This is a genomic window from Mucilaginibacter sp., from assembly GCF_028288225.1.
Classification (GTDB): domain Bacteria; phylum Bacteroidota; class Bacteroidia; order Sphingobacteriales; family Sphingobacteriaceae; genus Mucilaginibacter.
In genome coordinates this window covers 84,819-102,392 of sequence record NZ_JAQBOC010000033.1, presented here as the reverse complement: position 1 = coordinate 102,392, position 17,574 = coordinate 84,819, and the positions used below count along the sequence as shown (strand labels likewise).

16 protein-coding genes are annotated in these 17,574 nt (G+C 40.4%); 6 read left to right on the top strand and 10 right to left on the bottom strand.

Translation table 11 applies throughout. The features are described 5' to 3' along the window. Positions 1-11: 11 nt before the first annotated feature. The 3 genes from JWQ54_RS10355 to JWQ54_RS10345 form a co-directional block, all read right to left on the bottom strand. A complete protein-coding gene (locus tag JWQ54_RS10355; RefSeq protein ID WP_299584112.1) occupies positions 12-740 on the bottom strand; it encodes a c-type cytochrome in 729 nt (242 codons plus the stop codon). A 98-nt stretch (positions 741-838) separates the two neighbouring features. Continuing rightward, positions 839-2,338 (bottom strand): FAD-dependent oxidoreductase, encoded by a 1,500-nt coding sequence (locus JWQ54_RS10350; RefSeq protein WP_299584109.1) that lies wholly within the window; start codon positions 2,336-2,338, stop codon positions 839-841. Between the two features lie 216 nt (positions 2,339-2,554). Further along, complete coding sequence (locus tag JWQ54_RS10345) at positions 2,555-5,119, bottom strand: BamA/TamA family outer membrane protein (protein WP_299584106.1); 2,565 nt, start codon at positions 5,117-5,119, stop codon at positions 2,555-2,557. Between the two features lie 210 nt (positions 5,120-5,329). Here JWQ54_RS10345 and JWQ54_RS10340 point away from each other — a divergent pair, with 210 nt between their 5' ends. Both JWQ54_RS10340 and JWQ54_RS10335 read left to right on the top strand, forming a co-directional pair. After that, the gene (locus JWQ54_RS10340) at positions 5,330-6,190 is read left to right on the top strand and encodes an AraC family transcriptional regulator (RefSeq protein WP_299584103.1); all 861 of its coding nucleotides are present in this window, start codon (positions 5,330-5,332) and stop codon (positions 6,188-6,190) included. A 68-nt stretch (positions 6,191-6,258) separates the two neighbouring features. Beyond that, complete coding sequence (locus JWQ54_RS10335; protein WP_299584100.1) at positions 6,259-6,909, top strand: HD domain-containing protein; 651 nt, start codon at positions 6,259-6,261, stop codon at positions 6,907-6,909. A 248-nt stretch (positions 6,910-7,157) separates the two neighbouring features. Here JWQ54_RS10335 and rhaM read toward each other — a convergent pair whose 3' ends face one another. Continuing rightward, the gene (gene rhaM, locus JWQ54_RS10330; protein WP_299584097.1) at positions 7,158-7,472 is read right to left on the bottom strand and encodes an L-rhamnose mutarotase; all 315 of its coding nucleotides are present in this window, start codon (positions 7,470-7,472) and stop codon (positions 7,158-7,160) included. A gap of 187 nt (positions 7,473-7,659) precedes the next feature. Then, positions 7,660-8,541, bottom strand: coding sequence for an NAD(P)H-binding protein (locus tag JWQ54_RS10325; protein ID WP_299584094.1), 882 nt, complete (start codon positions 8,539-8,541; stop codon positions 7,660-7,662). 76 nt (positions 8,542-8,617) lie between these two features. Between JWQ54_RS10325 and JWQ54_RS10320 the strand changes: the two genes are divergently transcribed. Beyond that, positions 8,618-8,980 (top strand): helix-turn-helix domain-containing protein, encoded by a 363-nt coding sequence (locus JWQ54_RS10320; RefSeq protein ID WP_299584091.1) that lies wholly within the window; start codon positions 8,618-8,620, stop codon positions 8,978-8,980. On the opposite strand, the gene JWQ54_RS10315 is transcribed toward JWQ54_RS10320, so the two are convergent. From JWQ54_RS10315 to JWQ54_RS10305, 3 genes are all read right to left on the bottom strand, one after another. Continuing rightward, positions 8,977-9,750, bottom strand: a complete 774-nt coding sequence (locus JWQ54_RS10315; RefSeq protein ID WP_299584088.1) for a DNA-formamidopyrimidine glycosylase family protein — start codon at positions 9,748-9,750, stop codon at positions 8,977-8,979. The two genes, JWQ54_RS10320 and JWQ54_RS10315, sit on opposite strands and share 4 nt — an antisense overlap. 13 nt (positions 9,751-9,763) lie before the next feature. Continuing rightward, positions 9,764-10,453, bottom strand: a complete 690-nt coding sequence (locus tag JWQ54_RS10310; RefSeq protein WP_299584085.1) for a hypothetical protein — start codon at positions 10,451-10,453, stop codon at positions 9,764-9,766. A 102-nt stretch (positions 10,454-10,555) separates the two neighbouring features. Further along, on the bottom strand, positions 10,556-11,122 hold the full coding sequence (locus JWQ54_RS10305) for a dihydrofolate reductase family protein (protein ID WP_299584082.1): 567 nt from the start codon (positions 11,120-11,122) through the stop codon (positions 10,556-10,558). A 276-nt stretch (positions 11,123-11,398) separates the two neighbouring features. Between JWQ54_RS10305 and JWQ54_RS10300 the strand changes: the two genes are divergently transcribed. After that, positions 11,399-12,607 (top strand): aminotransferase class V-fold PLP-dependent enzyme, encoded by a 1,209-nt coding sequence (locus JWQ54_RS10300; protein WP_299584080.1) that lies wholly within the window; start codon positions 11,399-11,401, stop codon positions 12,605-12,607. A 62-nt stretch (positions 12,608-12,669) separates the two neighbouring features. Here the strand turns inward: JWQ54_RS10300 and JWQ54_RS10295 are convergent, their stop codons facing one another. Together JWQ54_RS10295 and JWQ54_RS10290 are read right to left on the bottom strand one after the other, a co-directional pair. Next, positions 12,670-13,740, bottom strand: a complete 1,071-nt coding sequence (locus JWQ54_RS10295; RefSeq protein ID WP_299584078.1) for an aminoglycoside phosphotransferase family protein — start codon at positions 13,738-13,740, stop codon at positions 12,670-12,672. 74 nt (positions 13,741-13,814) lie between these two features. Further along, positions 13,815-14,858, bottom strand: coding sequence for a LacI family DNA-binding transcriptional regulator (locus tag JWQ54_RS10290; RefSeq protein WP_299584076.1), 1,044 nt, complete (start codon positions 14,856-14,858; stop codon positions 13,815-13,817). A 209-nt stretch (positions 14,859-15,067) separates the two neighbouring features. On the opposite strand from JWQ54_RS10290, the gene JWQ54_RS10285 reads away from it, so the two are divergent. Together JWQ54_RS10285 and JWQ54_RS10280 are read left to right on the top strand one after the other, a co-directional pair. Further along, positions 15,068-16,135: an aldose epimerase family protein gene (locus JWQ54_RS10285; protein WP_299584073.1), complete on the top strand. Its 1,068-nt coding sequence runs from the start codon at positions 15,068-15,070 to the stop codon at positions 16,133-16,135. 119 nt (positions 16,136-16,254) lie between these two features. Then, positions 16,255-17,574 carry a sugar MFS transporter gene (locus JWQ54_RS10280; RefSeq protein WP_299584070.1) on the top strand — a complete coding sequence of 440 codons (1,320 nt, stop codon included), beginning with the start codon at positions 16,255-16,257 and terminating at the stop codon, positions 17,572-17,574.

Here is a 17,574-nt window from a genome sequence, read left to right as displayed (position 1 = left end):
CGTATCGCGAGTTATCTTAATACCACTACATCCTGCCCTTTTAAATGCTTAACCATTTTCAATCCATGGTCCATATAACTGGCAGTAAGCATATAAACACCTTTTTTGCCGGCCGCAGCAGATAATTTTGTACGAAAGGTACCCGTGGTGCCAACGTAATAACTTACATCTGTATCCTTCGCGTATTTAAAGATCCACTGAACAGTACGTTTCACTTCTTCTGCCGATAGTTCCGGGTGAGTTGGCATAGTTTCCTTGCCCCAAATACCTGTTGAGCCTTCCCGGATGTGTTTTACCAGCAGATCAACATTTGACGCAGTTGTAGTGTACTTAACAGCAATCTCGTTAAAAGATGGACCAATAGCCTTGCTATTAAAGTTATGACAATTAAAACAATTGGATGTTCGTAACACAGCCAAACCCGGCGGGTCATTTTGAACTCCTTTATTTAGTATAGCCTGCACTTTGGCTTTATTGCCGGCATATCTTACTTCCAGCAAAACTTCCTTAGCATTTAGCTCATCATATTTTGTATCACCATCTTCTTTGTCAGCAACACTAATCTCGTAATTAACCTGTGTATCCCAATCAAACGTACTGTTGTTTTTAGGGTTAATGATCTTCACTACGGGCAGATGATTTTCCTGCCGGATTATGGAAGTTGCAGAAAAATTTATTGCTACAAATAATGTTAACGGAACTAAAATATTCAAATAGACCAGTTTGGATCCTTTTTTCATTATTGTTCTTTAAAATTCAAAACCAAATAATTCCGAAATCGGCATTCCAACTTCCGCATTGAAAAACATTCCGACTTCCGCATTAAGCAAATCCGACATCAGACTGCATTTATCTCCTTAACCACCCTTTGCGCCGACCGGATACATGATTCCATCCCACGACTCATGTTGTCGGCATAGGTGCCGGCAAAATAGATCCTGCCTTCTGGCATCATCAGCTGCGGCCAAAATTTGTGCATTTCACCTATCGGGAAGGATTCCATTTCACATGCGGGGGCATACTTATCTTTTGTCCAGTCTTTTGTTAAGGCTTGCTCAATGGTATCATGCTTGCCAGGGTAAACTTCTCTGAAAGCCGCTAATACCCGCTGTGGACTTAAGCCGCCCGGTCCGTAAGCCTTTAAAATAATTCGCTTTGTATCCACCTTATTTGTTTCCTCCCATATGGAAGATATATCCGGGTGCTCAAATTCCATATTGATACTTTTTATGCCTTCATCAAGCCAAAACCGGCTGCTGGCCTCAAACACATAAAAGGGGTGGGATGAGTAGCGCATGTTATCCACTACGTATTGTTTTTCGGGTGATAAAGCAGGTGTAACCGGGATATTTTTAAAAATGGGCAGGGTGATGCAGTTAACCAAAAAATCAGCGGATATTTCCTTTTCTTCGTCAAAACCAAAAGCCTTATACTTTACAGCAATGCCATTTTTATCATGCTTAATAGAAGTTATAGGATGATTTAGTTTAACCCGCACTCCAAGGCGTTTGGCAAAGGCCATTGGGAGCTGCTCGTTGCCATCTTTTAAATGATATGTATCACCCTCCGACATCGGAATGCTACGAAAATCCATTATAGCCTCCCGCCACAAATAATAAAGTGCGGACGTATGTCCTCCGCCCAAAAACTTCAGCGCAGCAGCCGAAGCACCCTCCTTTTTAAAAACATCCGCAATAGGGATCTTATCCAGGTCGTCAAGCCCAACGCCAAAAGGCTTATAAGGGTCTGTAAACTTACTTGTGTAAGGCTTAATATATAATGAGCTTAAAGCATAAAATGGATTTTGCGAAAGGAATTTTACCTCTTTTTCATTAAAACCAAACTTGGTGAGTACAACAGGATCTCTCAGCATATCAACAGTATAAAACTTGCCGCCAATCATTTTTTGTGCATTCCCATCATGTGCAGCCTCCGAGCCCTCTGCATTTGGATATGGGATTGCCTCCAGCTTAAACTCATCACCGTACTCAAAAAACTTTTCGTAGCCTGGTTTGGTAATATGGTCTGCACCATAATCAGCATACAATCCATCCGAAAGGCCATCCCTGCCCGTAAACACATGACCACCATACCTGCCCGATGCTTCAAGCACTGTTACGTCATGTCCGCTTTTCATTAATTCATAAGCACAGCACAAGCCGGTAATCCCGGCACCGGCAACAATTACCTTCTTACCTGTTACCAGGTATGATCTGTCAGCCGGGGTAGCATTTTGAGTTAGTGTTTCATGTGCCTGTAAAACTTGCGGCACCAACGCGGCACCTGCCCCCGCAATTAGCGTGTTTTTAATAAATGCTCTTCTTTTAATACCACTCATATTTTTAGCGTACAGGTTTTAAAATGATAGGGTTAAGAAATTTCCGTTATGCAATATAAATAATTAGGTGATGAATCTACACCGACTGGTGAAACTTACCGGGATGGTTTTTTTGAGGATGATAAGGGAGAAGGAGATTTAAGGATTGCCACGACTCGTCAATTTAAAGGATCAGGAAATCCAAAAATCAATCAATCATGGTTCAAAAAAAATTTCCTAAAACCTAAACCCAACAGATATATACGGCAACGAACCCTCTTTTGAAAAACCTACAGCAGCCTGGATCAGTACCAGCTCGGCCGGGATAACATAAATACCGCCGCCATAACCATCATGCCAGGCGTTGGAACTATCCGTTGCCGACCATACCCTGCCGATATCATTAAACCCGATAATCCCCACGCTGCCCGGTAGCAGGTACGAGGTAAAATCCAATACTTTTAATCGCAACTCAAGGTTATTGTAAAGCATGCTGCGCCCGGTAAACCGCCAGGTATGGTATCCCCTTAAAGTTTGCGGGCCACCGAGTTTGATCTGCTGAAAATAATCGGCATTGCCAAAGTAAGTGCCTCCGCCTGTACGGTTAGCGATGATGAGTACAGAATCTCTATCAGGATTAAGATAAAAACTAAATTCCGATAGCACCTGCGTATAGGCATTGTGCGATCCGTTTAGTGCTTTCATTGAAGTTACCGTGGTGTTCCAATAAACACCGCTGCTGGTAATAGTACCTTTATTGCGGGTATCATATGCAGCGCCGGCCACTAAACCAGCCGACCATTTTGTAGAAAATACATCTTCACCCGGATGTGCTGCATCATAATCATTCAGGAACCTAAGCGTATTATTATCCGCCTTGCTGTTATAAAACTGCCCGCCTATTCCTGCATTTAAAAGCCAGTTACCGTATCTGTGATATAATGAAACATCGGTAGTAACCAGGTCATAGCGGTTGCGGTAATACCTAATATCTTTATCCCCCTCATTTACAAATGGTGTTCCGTTACCTATCCCAAAAAAGTTACTCACGTTATTTGGCCCTCGTGACAGCGCGTTGATGCGGATATCATTATTACCAATAGCGTTTTTAAAATCGGCCATATAGGTAAACAAAAGCGACTTACGCGAAAGCGAATAATTGGTCAGGAATTCCTCCCTGAATGAATACGGCTCACCCCTGAAGCCATGCTTTTCGTACGAAAAGCCACCTATCAGCAAAATGCCGATATCTGTATTATAATTAGCCAGTACAATTGGTTCAAACCGGTCATATTTAAAACTGGTTTTGTTATAACTGTTTACACTTGTATCTGTGCTGGTTCTTAACCTTGCCTCAGATGATAGAGGAATAATATTGGTTGAGTCCGACCTATCATAAACATACAGTTTGCCCCTGTTGTTCAGTTTTTTATCTACATAAAAACTATCCACGCCCGCACCGCCAATCATCCGTACTTTTATAGGCGATGGGGTGTCGCCGCTTACCGAAAAAACATCATTGCCATCAAAACCATAAAGTCGCACCTCTTTGGTAATATCGGGTTTAAACACGCGGTGATAGGTGGTTTTATCCAGGTCTCCGCCCTTATTTATTTTTTTAACAGTTACTTCCAGTTCTCCGCCTTTTTGCTCATTAATGCTGAAATTATCGCGTTTATCGGTAGCCGGCACCTCAACATAAATGGAAATAAAACGATAATATTCCAATGCCTGCTTCATCAGGTTATTACGCCTGGCTTTCATTTTGGTAATTATCTGGTTGCCTGAAAGTTTAAAAATTGGATCGGGCATCAATTTGATCGCTGCAGTTATCAAACTGTCAGTCAGTGTTTTTTGAACATAGGTTATCTGTTGCCGCCAGTCATCCTCACTCAACTGGTTTAAAAAATAGCGATCGAAATATCGCGCATTAAAGTTCCAGCCATCAATGTCCCTTATCTCATCACCATACCCCTGGAACTTTGATTTTAGCCATTGGTGTGATACTATCCACGGGAACACGCCTGATGTTCTATAATATACCTGGTCACGGTCGCGTGGTACCGGTTCATACAGATTCCCTTTTTTTTCGTCTATTTTCTCCCAACGCCATTGGTCTTCATGACGGTCCCAGTCGCCAAGCACCATATCCAGCAGGCGTGCTTTCAGTACTGTTTTTTGATCAACACGGTTATCATTATCTTCCTTTAGCTTGCGCTGCACCTTTTCTGTATTATCGGTCTTATCAGCATCCAGTGGTTCACGCTCCTCAAACAAAAAAACTTTATTGGCAAAATCTTTAGCATACTTTCCCAATGCCGGATCATCTTTTACATACACTATCTGCGGGTTTGAATGCGGAATACCCAAAGCCTGGGCCAGTGGCGGCACTGTAAGCGCAGCAAAAGGATGCGCTGCCGATACCTGGTCCTGTAAAATATCTTTAGCTACTGTTGGGCGCAGTTTTGGCGGCAGACCCCGCTCCGGGTATTTCTGGATGGTACGCAACACCCATTGCTGTCCTGTTGAATCCTGCAGTCGTAACGACATGGTTTGTAAGCCGCCGCCCTTTTGCAAGATCTTTAAACCACCCTTTTCATCTCCCAGCCTGAATACACGCAATTTTACCGGCGCGGCCCATAAGGCCCGGTAGTTTTCACCCAAAAACAAGCGATGTGTTTTGCTAACATGGTTATATTCAGGTTCAACAGCTATGCGGATGCTGTCGTTCTTTACCTGTTGTGCATGGCTTACGGTATAAGCAAGTGATAAACCTAATAATAACGTAAAGCTTTTTTTCATAGTAGCGCGATAATCGTAACGAATGAGCTGTTTGTTTCCAAGCAAGATCAGGGGTTATCTGTTGAATTTTTTCTGTGTCATCACTTAGCAATAAATATACGTCAATAATTTTTAGTGTGTAAAAAAGCGGTAATTTTTCGATTGTTATATAACCCACTTTAGAATGCCAGTTTAAAAATGAGTTATTTTGTAAACTTTTAACATATCAAAATGGAAGAAAGTTTTTTAAATACGTCGCTGGATAAAGAAATAAAAGATTCTTTTTCAATTATTAATTATAACGAACAGAAGTTTAACTCCCAGTCGCCGTGCCGGATCACTTATAATCGCATTTTTTTGATAAGTAATGGAAGTGGCTCTATCCTGGTCGATGACGAAACGTACCCTGTTTCGGGCAATGAATTATTTTTATTAGCAAAAGGGCAGGTATATTCTTTTTATCAGCATTCAATTATTTCTGGCTATGAGCTTTGTTTTGGTGATTGTTTTTGGGAAAAAACACCGGCAAGCGCCAGTAATTGTAAGGCGGTATTGTTCAACAATGCTGCTGCAAACCAACATTTAGCTATAGATGCAACAAGTTTTTCAGAATTAGATACACTGTTCCGCGTGCTTTATTCTGAATATATTGGAGAAGATTATATTAACAAACCAGATGCGCTGGCTGCCTATTTAAAGATAATTATGATAAAAATCGCCAATGTAAACGCATCTTTAGTTAATGGGTATGATAGCTTTGAAAACCAGTTATACCGCCAATTTTTAGAGCTGGTGAGCAATCAATATCAAACAACACATGAAGTTACTGACTTTGCCAATCAGCTGGGCATCTCTGCAAGAAAGCTTTCTGACCTCTGCCGGCGATGCAGCGGAAAAGGCGCTAAAGATATAATAAACGGACAACTCATCGCAGAAGCCAAGCGTTCACTTCAGTTTTCATCAAAGCCGGTAAAAGAAATAGCATTTCAGCTTAACTTCCTGGCTCCCGATCAGTTCAGTCATTTTTTTAAAAAAAACACACAGGTCTCTCCTAATGATTATCGTAATCATTTTGTACATATTGGCATGTGATTGGCGGTTTTTAACATTCCACAGGCCGGTTAGTCAATCTACATTTGTTGATAACAAAATCAACAAATATGTCAGTAAATAAATTAAAATCAGTAGCCGGGATCAATATTCCCGATAGCGCCATTGCCACCCAGGCCACAGAGCTTTTATTAACACATGGAACAGAATTCATTTATAATCATTCGTTAAGGGTCTTTCTTTTTGCATCGCTCAATGGCAAACGTAATAATTTGCAATATGATGCTGAGTTGCTTTATGTAAGTTCTGTATTTCATGACCTTGGTTTAACCAAAAAGTACAGCAGCCCCGATCTTCGTTTTGAAGTTGATGGAGCAAACGCCGCCCGCGATTTTCTTAAAAGCCATGGCATGCCAAAAGAATCATTGCAGTTGGTATGGGACACCATCGCCCTGCACACCACCATCGGCATAGCTGAGCATAAAGAGCCCGAGGTTGCCCTGATGTACTCGGGCGTTGGCCTTGATGTAATGGGAGAAGGATATGAAAACCTGGGCGACGAAGACAGAATAGAGATCATCAGCGCTTTTCCGCGTAATGATTTTAAGAAAAAGATTATACCTACGTTTTTTAGCGGCTTTGAGCATAAAACCGAAACCACCTTTGGCAATATAAAGGCTGATGTTTGCGCTTTTATGATCCCTAATTTTCAGCGTAAAAATTTCTGCGATTGTATCCTGTGCTCACCATGGAGCGAATAAACTAATCAATCTATAACCACAAATTCAGCGCAGGACTTCGCCCTGCGCTGATGTATTTAGCCTCGAATACAGGGCTTTTTGTTTTTCCAGGTTATATTCTTCGGGCTCTGAAAGGGTTTTCTGCTAACGCAGGCTTCGCCCTGCGTTAGCAGAAAACACCTGTTCTATCGTTTCAAAATTAAATTTTATATTGCTGTTGGATGACAAATAGAAAAAGTTGATTTATTAAGCTGCCGCGAAAATGTTTATTATTCCAAATGAAAAACCTTTTCAAGATTTACCACCACCGGCGAGTTATCTTCATTAACATCCATTAGATCGGCCATATAATTCCACCATTTTTTTACAATAGCCTCATTACCCAAGTTTTGTGATGAAGCTTCACTGTTGAGTTTTTGTACAGCAAACAAAATATTGGTTTCCTCATCAAAAAAAATACTGTAATCGCTTACGCCATTTTCTTTTAGCAGCAATTGCAGTTCCGGCCAAATTTCATCGTGCCGTTTTTTGTATTCGTCCTTAAAGCCGGGCTTCAATTTCATTTTAAAAGCTATTTTTTTCATTGTGTTTTTAGTGCAGGTTTATAAATATCTTCTATCATATATTGGTTAGTGCTCGTTACACTGAATGGTGACAGGCACAACGAGCCCTGACTTTAACAGCGGCGACTTTTCCTCATAAAAATCATAAGTGGCAAAGATTAACCAGAAACAAATGCGCCCCGTGTAACACGGAATGCATTTTTAAAACTTACCCATTATACTTCTCTGCAAACTCCTTTGCAAATTCTTCAAATTTTCTATTTCCTAAAACAGGTTTGTGCTTATCATAATCTTCCCATAATGTCCTGCTTTTCATTGCTGTACCCATTTCTGTTAAATTTTTGGATACATCTTCCGATAAGCCTCCCTGCTGCATCCCGGCAACAGATTGTTCATCGCTAAATTCAACCCATGGAAGCTCAGGCTTGCCTATGGCCGAACCTAAAATAGCTGTTACCTCACCTGCTGTTTTTTCATCACTGGAAATATAGCGGATAGTGGTACCAGTAAATGGCTGAGTAATTTCCTCAAATGCAGCATCAGCAATATCTTTAGGATGAACTAAAACCAACCGGGTGCCTGCCGGATAGTTTGCACCAAGTATGCCCATGTGCTTTATCATATCAATATTGTGGTTGAAATTGTAATAAAAAGATGCAGGGCGAAGATGTTTGATATTTACTCCGTCTAGTTTATTTAAGATCTCTTCCACATCATGCATGCCGGCAATTGGCCCGGTCCCTGCCGGTAAATGAGCCCCAATACTGCTTAAATTCACCACTTTTGTTATGCCCGCTGCTTTAAGTGCGTTTGCGTAATTTTGGCCAATCTTCCTGATGAAGGCTTTATAGTCATTTGATTGTGCCTGCTGCGGTACCATTGTGTAAACAACATCGGCACCGGTAAATACTTTAGTTAAAAAGTCGACATCCTCTACCGAGCCGATTGCAGCCTTAGCCCCAAGCGCCTCAATGTCTTCCTTTTTATTTTCATTGCTGCTTATTACAGTTATTTGGTGGCCCGCTTTAACTAGCTGTGCAGTTAAAGGGCCGCTAATATTTCCTAATGATCCTGTGATTATAATTTTCATTTTATGTTTTATTTGTTGGGAACAAAGTTATATTTGCACTTACTTTTTTACAAGTACTTACCCCAAAGTATGTATTATGACGCAGATCAAAGAAAGCTCAACCCGGAATTTTAATAAAGCTACCTCAACATGCCCGGTTACTTATGCCATCAATAAAATTGGTGGTCATTGGAAGCCCATTATATTGTACCAACTAATGAGCGGACCGAAACGCTATAGTGAATTAAAACGCGCTATCCCAGCTGTTACTGAAAAAATGCTAATCCAGCATTTAAAGCAATTACAGGAAGATAACCTTGTGATAAGAAAGGCTGAAAACGTAGTTCCGCCATTTGTAACTTACTTTTTGAGTGAAGCAGGTGAAGACCTAACCATCGTATTAAATGCAATGGCCGAATGGGGCATCCGCGACAGCCAAAGACATTTGAAGTCGGCTTAACCGAACAACTCCTGCACATCCGTATAATATGTTTTTCTGGAGCCCACGGGTTTCTGATGAATAATTTCGCCCGCCTGTGTTTGTTTCTTTTTGGGCTGATGAACCTGCATAAAATCCCTGAACTCTCCGCTGATAATGTCCGGGTTATTTTTTAAAATCTGTTTTTCTGCATCCTCTAAAACGTTTTTAATTGATTTTGCCAGCTGTTTTACTTTGCTCACCGGAATTTTGTTTGATGGCGAAAACGGTGATAATCTGGCATCATACAAGATCTCATCTGCATAAGCATTACCAATACCACGCAATACTTTTTGATCCATCAATACGGTTTTAACCGGGGTGCGCGTAGCGCCCAGCTTAGTTTCAAGATATTTCTCATCAACATCCAAAGCATCGGGCGTATCTGATTTTTCGGGATCAAGGGTCGGTGTTGCAGCTTTCTGAAAATCGGTAAGTGCGAGGCCCTTATCTCCTTCAAAAAGCATCTCAACAATAGTAAATTTATGGTCGTTAGTTTTATCAAATAATTGCAGTTGCCCATGCAGCATCAGGTGGGTAGCAAAAATATGATCATTATCAAACTCAAATTGCAGTTCCTTCCCCACACGGATTACTGTAGAAAGCGTTTGTCCTTCCAATGTATCGCGCACTTTCTTTTCAGGCACATTAAGCTTCTGGGCTACTTTAATGTCTATCTTTTCAAGCTTTTTTCCTTTAAACAGTTTAGTGAGATTGTGGCTAAAAACCTGCAGATCGGGCAATTCGGGCATGGCGTTTTATTTTTTATTCAAAGTACAAAAATATTTCATTACCAATGGCATCAATTAATCCCTGCTCAACTCTGTCCATTTTCCAGCCGCTTTTGGCGCAGCGAATAATGCCAAGGTACTCGTCATTAAGTGTAATTTCAACTTCATAGCAAACATCAGGCGTACAGGTTTCTGTAATAGGAACACCCTCACCTTTGTAAGCTTTACCGTTATATTCAAATTCAAGGGGAATAGGTTCTTTTTCCAGCTGTGCTATAACATCCTTTAAAAACTGAATAAGGTGTTTGCGTTGGGTAGGCGTCTTAGTGTTCCATAATGCCTTATCTGCGCGCTTATGTGCCAGTTTAAATTTAATACCACTCATTTCGGTAGAGTAATCATTGGCGTTTAGCTTTTTCACATGCTGGTGCGACAGAATATACCATTGGTATTCTGTACCAACTGGTACACCTGAATTTTCTGGTGCGTGCCCAACTCTGCGCTTGGTAACAGCATATGAGATTTCCCAAAGGTCAGGTGTTATTTTGGTTTCCTTCCAATCGCCCTCATCATAATGCCAGTGATGACCATGACCGATCTGCATCCCGGTGTATTGTTGACCACCAAACTCTTTGTATTTGTTATAGCTCGCAGAAATATTTTTCTTTCCGGCCTTTTTTGTTGTTTTAACCTGCTTACTTTTTTTAACAGTTTTTGTTTCCATAATCCTGCCTCCTCACAAAAGAAAACCAATAAAATACAGTTTGGTTTTCTTTATAATTAAAAGCGGATAGCCTTTATATTTTTATCCGCTTTTAATAGTTTTTTAAGCAATTGCCTCATAGCTTAAAAATATCTTACCATTATTAAATGTTCTTGATTTAATAAGCTTAAGAGATAACATTTGGGGCAGCCCTTCAAACAAGGTTCGGCCTTTTCCAAGCGCAACCGGATTAATTACCATTTGGTAATTATCTATTAAACCTGCTGCCGCTAATTGGGCAACAATACTGCCGCTCCCCAGTATCACCATATCCGGCCCTTCCTCGTCCTTCATTTTTTTAACTTCCTCTGCCAGGTCGCCTCTTACAAGTTTAGTATTGTTCCATGAAGCTTCAGCCAAGGTTTTGGAGAACACTACCTTTCGGCCGCTGTTCATTTTTTCGGCAACAATGGGTGCCTGCTGACTGGCAGCAGGGGTTGGCCAATAGCCAGCCATCATCTCATAGGTCACTCTTCCAAATAACAGCTCGGATTCGCCGCTGGCATTGCCGGCCACAAATGCCTGGTATTCGGCATCATCATTGCCTTTATGAGCCCAGCTCATATCGCCGTTTTCGCCTGCAAAATATCCATCAAGCGTTACGTGGTTAAATGCATTTAATTTTCTCATCACTTTTTATTTTAACGGGTTGTTTAATTAATGAACCAACTACATATCAAATGAGTTTTATAAAATTGGACATGGGTTTTTAAATTATTTAAGAAAAGATTCGTGGTAAGAATAAATCTTTAAAACGAGATAACTATCAAAATGGATGAATACCGGGACCTCGAAATATCATCAGCCTCCGTACAATCTGTTATGGTCAAAATAAATAAAACTGCATCTGTTTTATTATTGCTGTAAGGCTTTAATTTGTTTTTAATAATTAATTAGATGATTACCATGAAAATTAGGCCGCTAAGCGATCAAGAAGTACAACAATTAAGAGCAGAAACCGGGGGAACAGCCAAAAGGATCCACTTTAATAATGCGGGTGCTTCTCTCCCACCAGATATAGTAGTTGATACTGTTATAAACTATTTAAATGAAGAGGCAATTTATGGCGGATACGAAACTGAGTATAAATACAGGGAACTATTAGACGACACTTATACTCAAATTGCCCGCCTGATAAATGCTGATACAGATGAGATTGCCATTGTAGAAAATGCAAGCGCCGCCTGGGGTATGGCATTCAATGGGATCGATTTTAAAAAGGGTGATGTGGTTATTACATCAGAAATGGAGTATGTAACTAATTTAATAGGATTTTTGAATGCTCAAAAAACGTATGGTATTGAATTTAAGGTAATTTCTAACGATGAACATGGCAATTTTTCGCTGGCTGCTTTGAAAAATGCAATCTCTCCGCAAACAAAGCTAATAGCTATTACCCACATCTCATCTACGGCAGGGGCCATGGTGCCAATTATTGAAATTGGTAAAATAGCCCGTAAGCATAATATTTTATACCTGGTTGATGCCTGCCAAAGCGCAGGGCAGGTACCGGTAGACGTAAAAGAAATTGATTGCGACATGCTGTCAGTAACCGGGCGCAAATACCTGCGTGCGCCAAGGGGAACAGGCTTTTTATATGTTAGGAAAGAGGTACAGGATAAATTGAAGCTTATTTTTATGGATGGCTTTTCCGCACCATGGGTTAGTCAAACCGACTACAAAGTAAGGAACGATGCCCGGCGGTTTGAGCTTTATGAAAAGAACCGTGCACTCACCCTTGGTTTAAGTAAAGCAGTTGGGTATGCTTTGAACATAGGGATTGAAAGGATCTGGCAGCGGATAAGGCATTTAGCCGGCCTGATGCGCAGGCAGCTTGAAGACATTGAAGGGATAACGGTACACGATAGCGGCGATCAACAATGCGGCATTGTAACCTTTTCGGTAAATGGAATGGATAGTGTTTTGGTAAAAAGCGAGCTTGCGGCAAATCAAATTAATGTATCGGTTGGCAAAGCCATCTCAACCCTTATCTACATGAATAAAAACCAGCTCAGCAGTATTGTAAGGGCATCAGTTCATTATTACAATACCGAAGAAGAAATAAAGGCCATGTGTAATACTTTAATAACTATAATTAAGAGTTATAGGCCCTAAAGAGTTACAGTTAATAACATTTGCTGTCTTGGTCTTACAAAGTTGGGCTTTTGAACATTTTTTTATATCGGGCTAAAGGCTGCTTTCTCCATCTGCTTAATATATTCATTAAACTTGTTTTCTGATTGAAGATATCTTTCAAGCAAAGTTAATTGATTTTGTGCCCTTACCAGGTTATGCCCGGCATATTGGGTATGGTAATAAATATCGCCATTCAAAAAGTCGGTTAAAAAACGGATTGCCTGCATATAGATCATGAACTTACCCGAATAAATGAACAGGTCTTTTTCTGCAGTAGTTAAAGTTCCTCCCATTTCCTCCATGTAACCTTTGTATACAGCAATAAAATAATCGTCGTTTATTTGCACTTTACTTAAATCCCGCTCTTCTTCATTAGCGGGCGAAAGATAGGTACGCATCATATCGCCAACATCGCTAATAAAATAGCCCGGCATTACAGTGTCGAGGTCTATTACGCACAGGCCGCAATTGTTATCATCAAATAGTATATTATTGATCTTGGTATCGTGGTGGATAACCCTCATAGGGATCTTCTTCCCATTCACCAATTGCTTATAGATCCGGGCAATATCAATATTGGCCTCAACCTGCAAAATTTCAGCTGCGGCGTTCTTTAATCTTTCTTTATCTGCATTAGCAAGGGCTGTTTTAAATTGTTCAACCCGCAGCGTTAAATTATGAAAATCAGGCAGTGTATATTTTAATTTTTTCAGATCAAAACCCTTTAGCAGCCGGGTGAATTTGCCGAATTGTTTAGCCGCCTCATATGCTTGTTTGCTTTGCTCAATAAAATCAACAGTATGCGAGTTTTTAATGAATGGCGATAACCGGTAATAATTGCCTCCATCTTCAACTAAGTACTTACCGTGTATGGATGGTAAGGGTGCCGCAAAAAGATATTCAGGAGCAGTTTGCTTCAGATAGTTTTCTAATTCAACCAAATTATTAGCAATATCCTGTGGTGCCTTAAATACATTTTTATTAATTTGTTGTAATATGTATTGATGATTTGTTCCGGAAACTTTCCAGGTGTGATTAATTAAACCCGAACCAAAAGATGCTGTTTGAAAGTTATTTGGCTTTAAGCCGAAAGAATTAAGGATATTATCCATTATAAGTATTAGTAAAGCTCAAACTTACTCAATAGCTAACTTACCACAATGCGCAAACGTTTGTTCGTTTTTATTTATTTTTTAATATCTGCAGTGCTGCGGTTTTCTACCAGCTGCGATTCTATAATAATTTTGTAATAGGCAGTCTGTTCAGCAACTCCCTGGTGTTTATGCGCAAGAAGGTCAAGTAATATATCGGCTGCTTTCTGGCCCTGCAGATATGGAAATTGCTCAACTGAAGCTGCCGGGATATTTTTCATATAATTAATCAGGGGTAAATTGGCATAGCTTACAAATTCAAGGTCCTGGTTTATTTTTAAGTTTAAATCGCGGGCATGCTTAATAGCAAATAGTGCCACATAATCATTAAATGTTACAATGGCCGTAGGTTTTCTTTTGCTGGCCAGCAACTCGTTTAATGCATTCCGGGTTCCGCTCTCAGTTAAATCACATGATACAATTAGCGAGGGATCAAATTTCAGCCGGTTCTTTATCATTGCTTTAATATAGCCTTCCTTTCTTTCTCCGCTGGCAAATAAAGTGCCGGGGCCATTGATCATACCTATAGACCGATGACCTTTCTTTAACAAGTAACTTACCGCCTCAATGGTGCCAATTTCCATATTGCAAGCCACGTAATGAATGTTTTGCATAACCGGGATCCGGTCAAAGAAAACAATAGGGATATTGTATTGCTTCAGGTTTTCGAAATGCTGATAGGAGGATGTGTTTTTACTAACAGAAACCAAAAGCCCGTCGACCCGGTGATTTTTCATTTTTTCGACCAGTTGTTTTTCCTTTTGCTCATCATCATGTGATTGTGCAAGCAAAACAGTGTAATTTCTTTTATAGGCGCTATCCTCTATTGCGCTTATGGCTGATGAAAAAAACGATTCAGAAAGCTCAGGCAATATTACGCCGATTGTAAGCGTGCGCCCCTGTTGTAAAAAAATAGCAGTTTGGTTGGGCTCATAATTGAGCTCAACGGCCAATTTTTTTACTTTTTGCCGGGTAGTTAGCCCAATGCTCGGATGATCATGCAATGCCCTGGAAACTGTTGATACAGATATATTTAATAACTGTGCAATTTCCTTTATAGTAGCTGGCTTTGATCGCATCTGCAAATGTATTTGATTATGAATTGAGTAAATTTAAGATTAATATTATTAACCCTTGAGTTTAAGCAAACGTTTGCGTACAGTTTGTGCAGGTGGGCATTTCTATTGTAACAAAAAAATTAGTCAAACGTTTGCGTGATGTAAAATACTATTCCGTGCATCATAATCTCTAAATTCAAAAAATGAAATCGGCCGATTGAACGAAAAATATGGATAAAATTAAACCCGTTTTACAACATTGGGGCAATATAAATGACCAGGATATTTACCTGTATCATTTGCAAAATGCAAGCGGTATTAAGGTTGATATCACCAATTTTGGAGCAACAGTAACAGCAATTACAACACCAGACAGGGATGGTAATTTTGTTGACATTGCTTTTGGGTATGATAATTTACAAGGCTATATAAATGATAACCATTATATAGGTGCAATTGTTGGCCGTTATGCAAACAGGATAGCAGGTGGTTTAGTTGAGCTGGATGGAAAATTTCATCAGTTAACAGTTAAGCCGGGCGGATACCACCATCATGGCGGGATAGTTGGATTTAATAAAAAAGTATGGAAATCAAATCCATTTATAAACAATGGTTTCCCCGCTGTAAAAATGGAATATTTAAGCCCCGACGGTGAAGAGGGCTTCCCGGGAAATTTATTGGTAACGGTAACCTATACTTTGAATGACCAAAACCAGCTGATTGTTGATTTTTTTGCAAAGACGGATAAAACCACCCTGCTTAATTTAACACAGCATACGTATTTTAACCTGGCCGGGCATGCAAGCGGCAGCATACTTAACCACGAGCTGATGATGCCCTTAAACAGTTATTTGCCTGTAAATAAAAGCCAGGTGCCGAGTGGCGAAATTGCACCGGTAAACGGGACTCCTTTTGATTTTAAAAGCCCAAAAGCTATTGGTAAAGATATTGATGCTGATAACGAGCAACTATTTTTAAGCGATGGGTATGACCATAGCTGGGTAATTAAAAGTGAAAACTCTGACGAGCTAAAACTGGCAGCACAGGTAACAGATGCAGGCAGCGGCCGGGTTTTAACGGTGTATACTACTGAACCTGCTGTTCATCTGTATCCCGGTAACGCATTGGATGGCACTAGTGGCAAAGATGGTGCTGTATATACCCGCAGAAGCGGCTTTTGCCTTGAAACACAGCAATATCCTGATTCGCCCAATCAACGGCATTTTCCAAATACGGTTTTAAGGAACGGCGAGGTATTTAAAAGCAAAACAATTTTTGAATTTGGTATAAATAAATAAATGACATTCATTATCAAACGTTTGCATAGGGTTAACTACACCGGGATAGTATTTTTTCGGATAGTATTCATAAATTCATCATTATAAATTAATTAAAAAACATTTAAACTTTTAAAAAGATGAATAAAACTCCGTTACTAGCCACTGCCGAAAGTATCCAACCCGCTAAAGGCATCAGCCCTATTTACATAATTGGCGCATTGTTTTTTGTTTTTGGCTTTGTTACATGGCTAAATTCAGTATTGATCCTTTATTTAAAGATTGCTTGTCAGCTTAATAATTTTGAATCGTACCTGGTGGTGTTTGCCTTTTACATTGCCTACCTGGTTATGGGTGTACCGGCATCGCGGGTATTAGCCAAAACAGGTTTTAAAAACGGTATGGCGGTCGGCCTGCTTATTATGGCAGTCGGCGCACTGATCTTTATCCCTGCTGCCTTAACCCGGATGTACCCGCTTTTTTTAACCGGCTTATTTGTATTGGGTACAGGGCTTACCATACTTCAAACGGCATCAAACCCCTATATAACTATTTTAGGGCCAATTGAAAGCGCAGCCAAGCGCATCAGTATTATGGGTATCTTTAATAAGATAGCAGGCGCTATAGCGCCAATTATACTGGGGGCACTTATATTAACAGATGCGGATGGAATAAAAGCACGATTGCTTACCATGACAACGGCTCAAAAAGAAATTGAGCTTAACATGCTTAGCCACCGGGTTATTTTACCTTATGTGGTTATATTAATTGTGCTGGTGCTTCTGGCTGTATCTGTTTATTACTCAAGCCTGCCCGAAGTTGATGCTAAAGAAGATGAAGATACTGTTACTCCGGCTGAGAGCCAGCAAACCAGCATATTTCAATTTCCGCATTTACTGGTTGGCGTGCTGGCCTTGTTCGTATATGTGGGTGTTGAAGTTATGGCCGGCGACTCTGTTATCAGTTACGCATCCAGCCAGGGCATTCCTTTAACAGTAGCTAAATATTTTACCACCTGCACGTTGTTTTGTATGATAGCCGGTTACATTGTGGGCATTATATGTATACCCAAATACTTTACACAGGAGAAGGCTTTGAAGGTATCGGCGTTTATTGGCATAGTATGCTCTTTCGGGGCAATTTTTACTTCAGGCTATGCCTCTGTATTATTTGTATCATTACTGGGTATTGCCAATGCATTAATGTGGCCCGCCTTATGGCCGCTTGCCATAAACGGCTTAGGCAAGTTCACTAAGATCGGCTCGTCATTGCTGATCATGGGGATCGCGGGTGGCGCGGTTATTCCTTTATTGTACGGTTTTATTGTTGACCGGCTGGTTACCGCCGGGCATATAAAAAGCATAGCCGCTACCGAAGGTTACTGGATCCTGGTACCCTGTTACCTGGTAATTGCCTATTATGCTATTGCCGGGCATAAATTAAAACCAAAAAACAGCTAA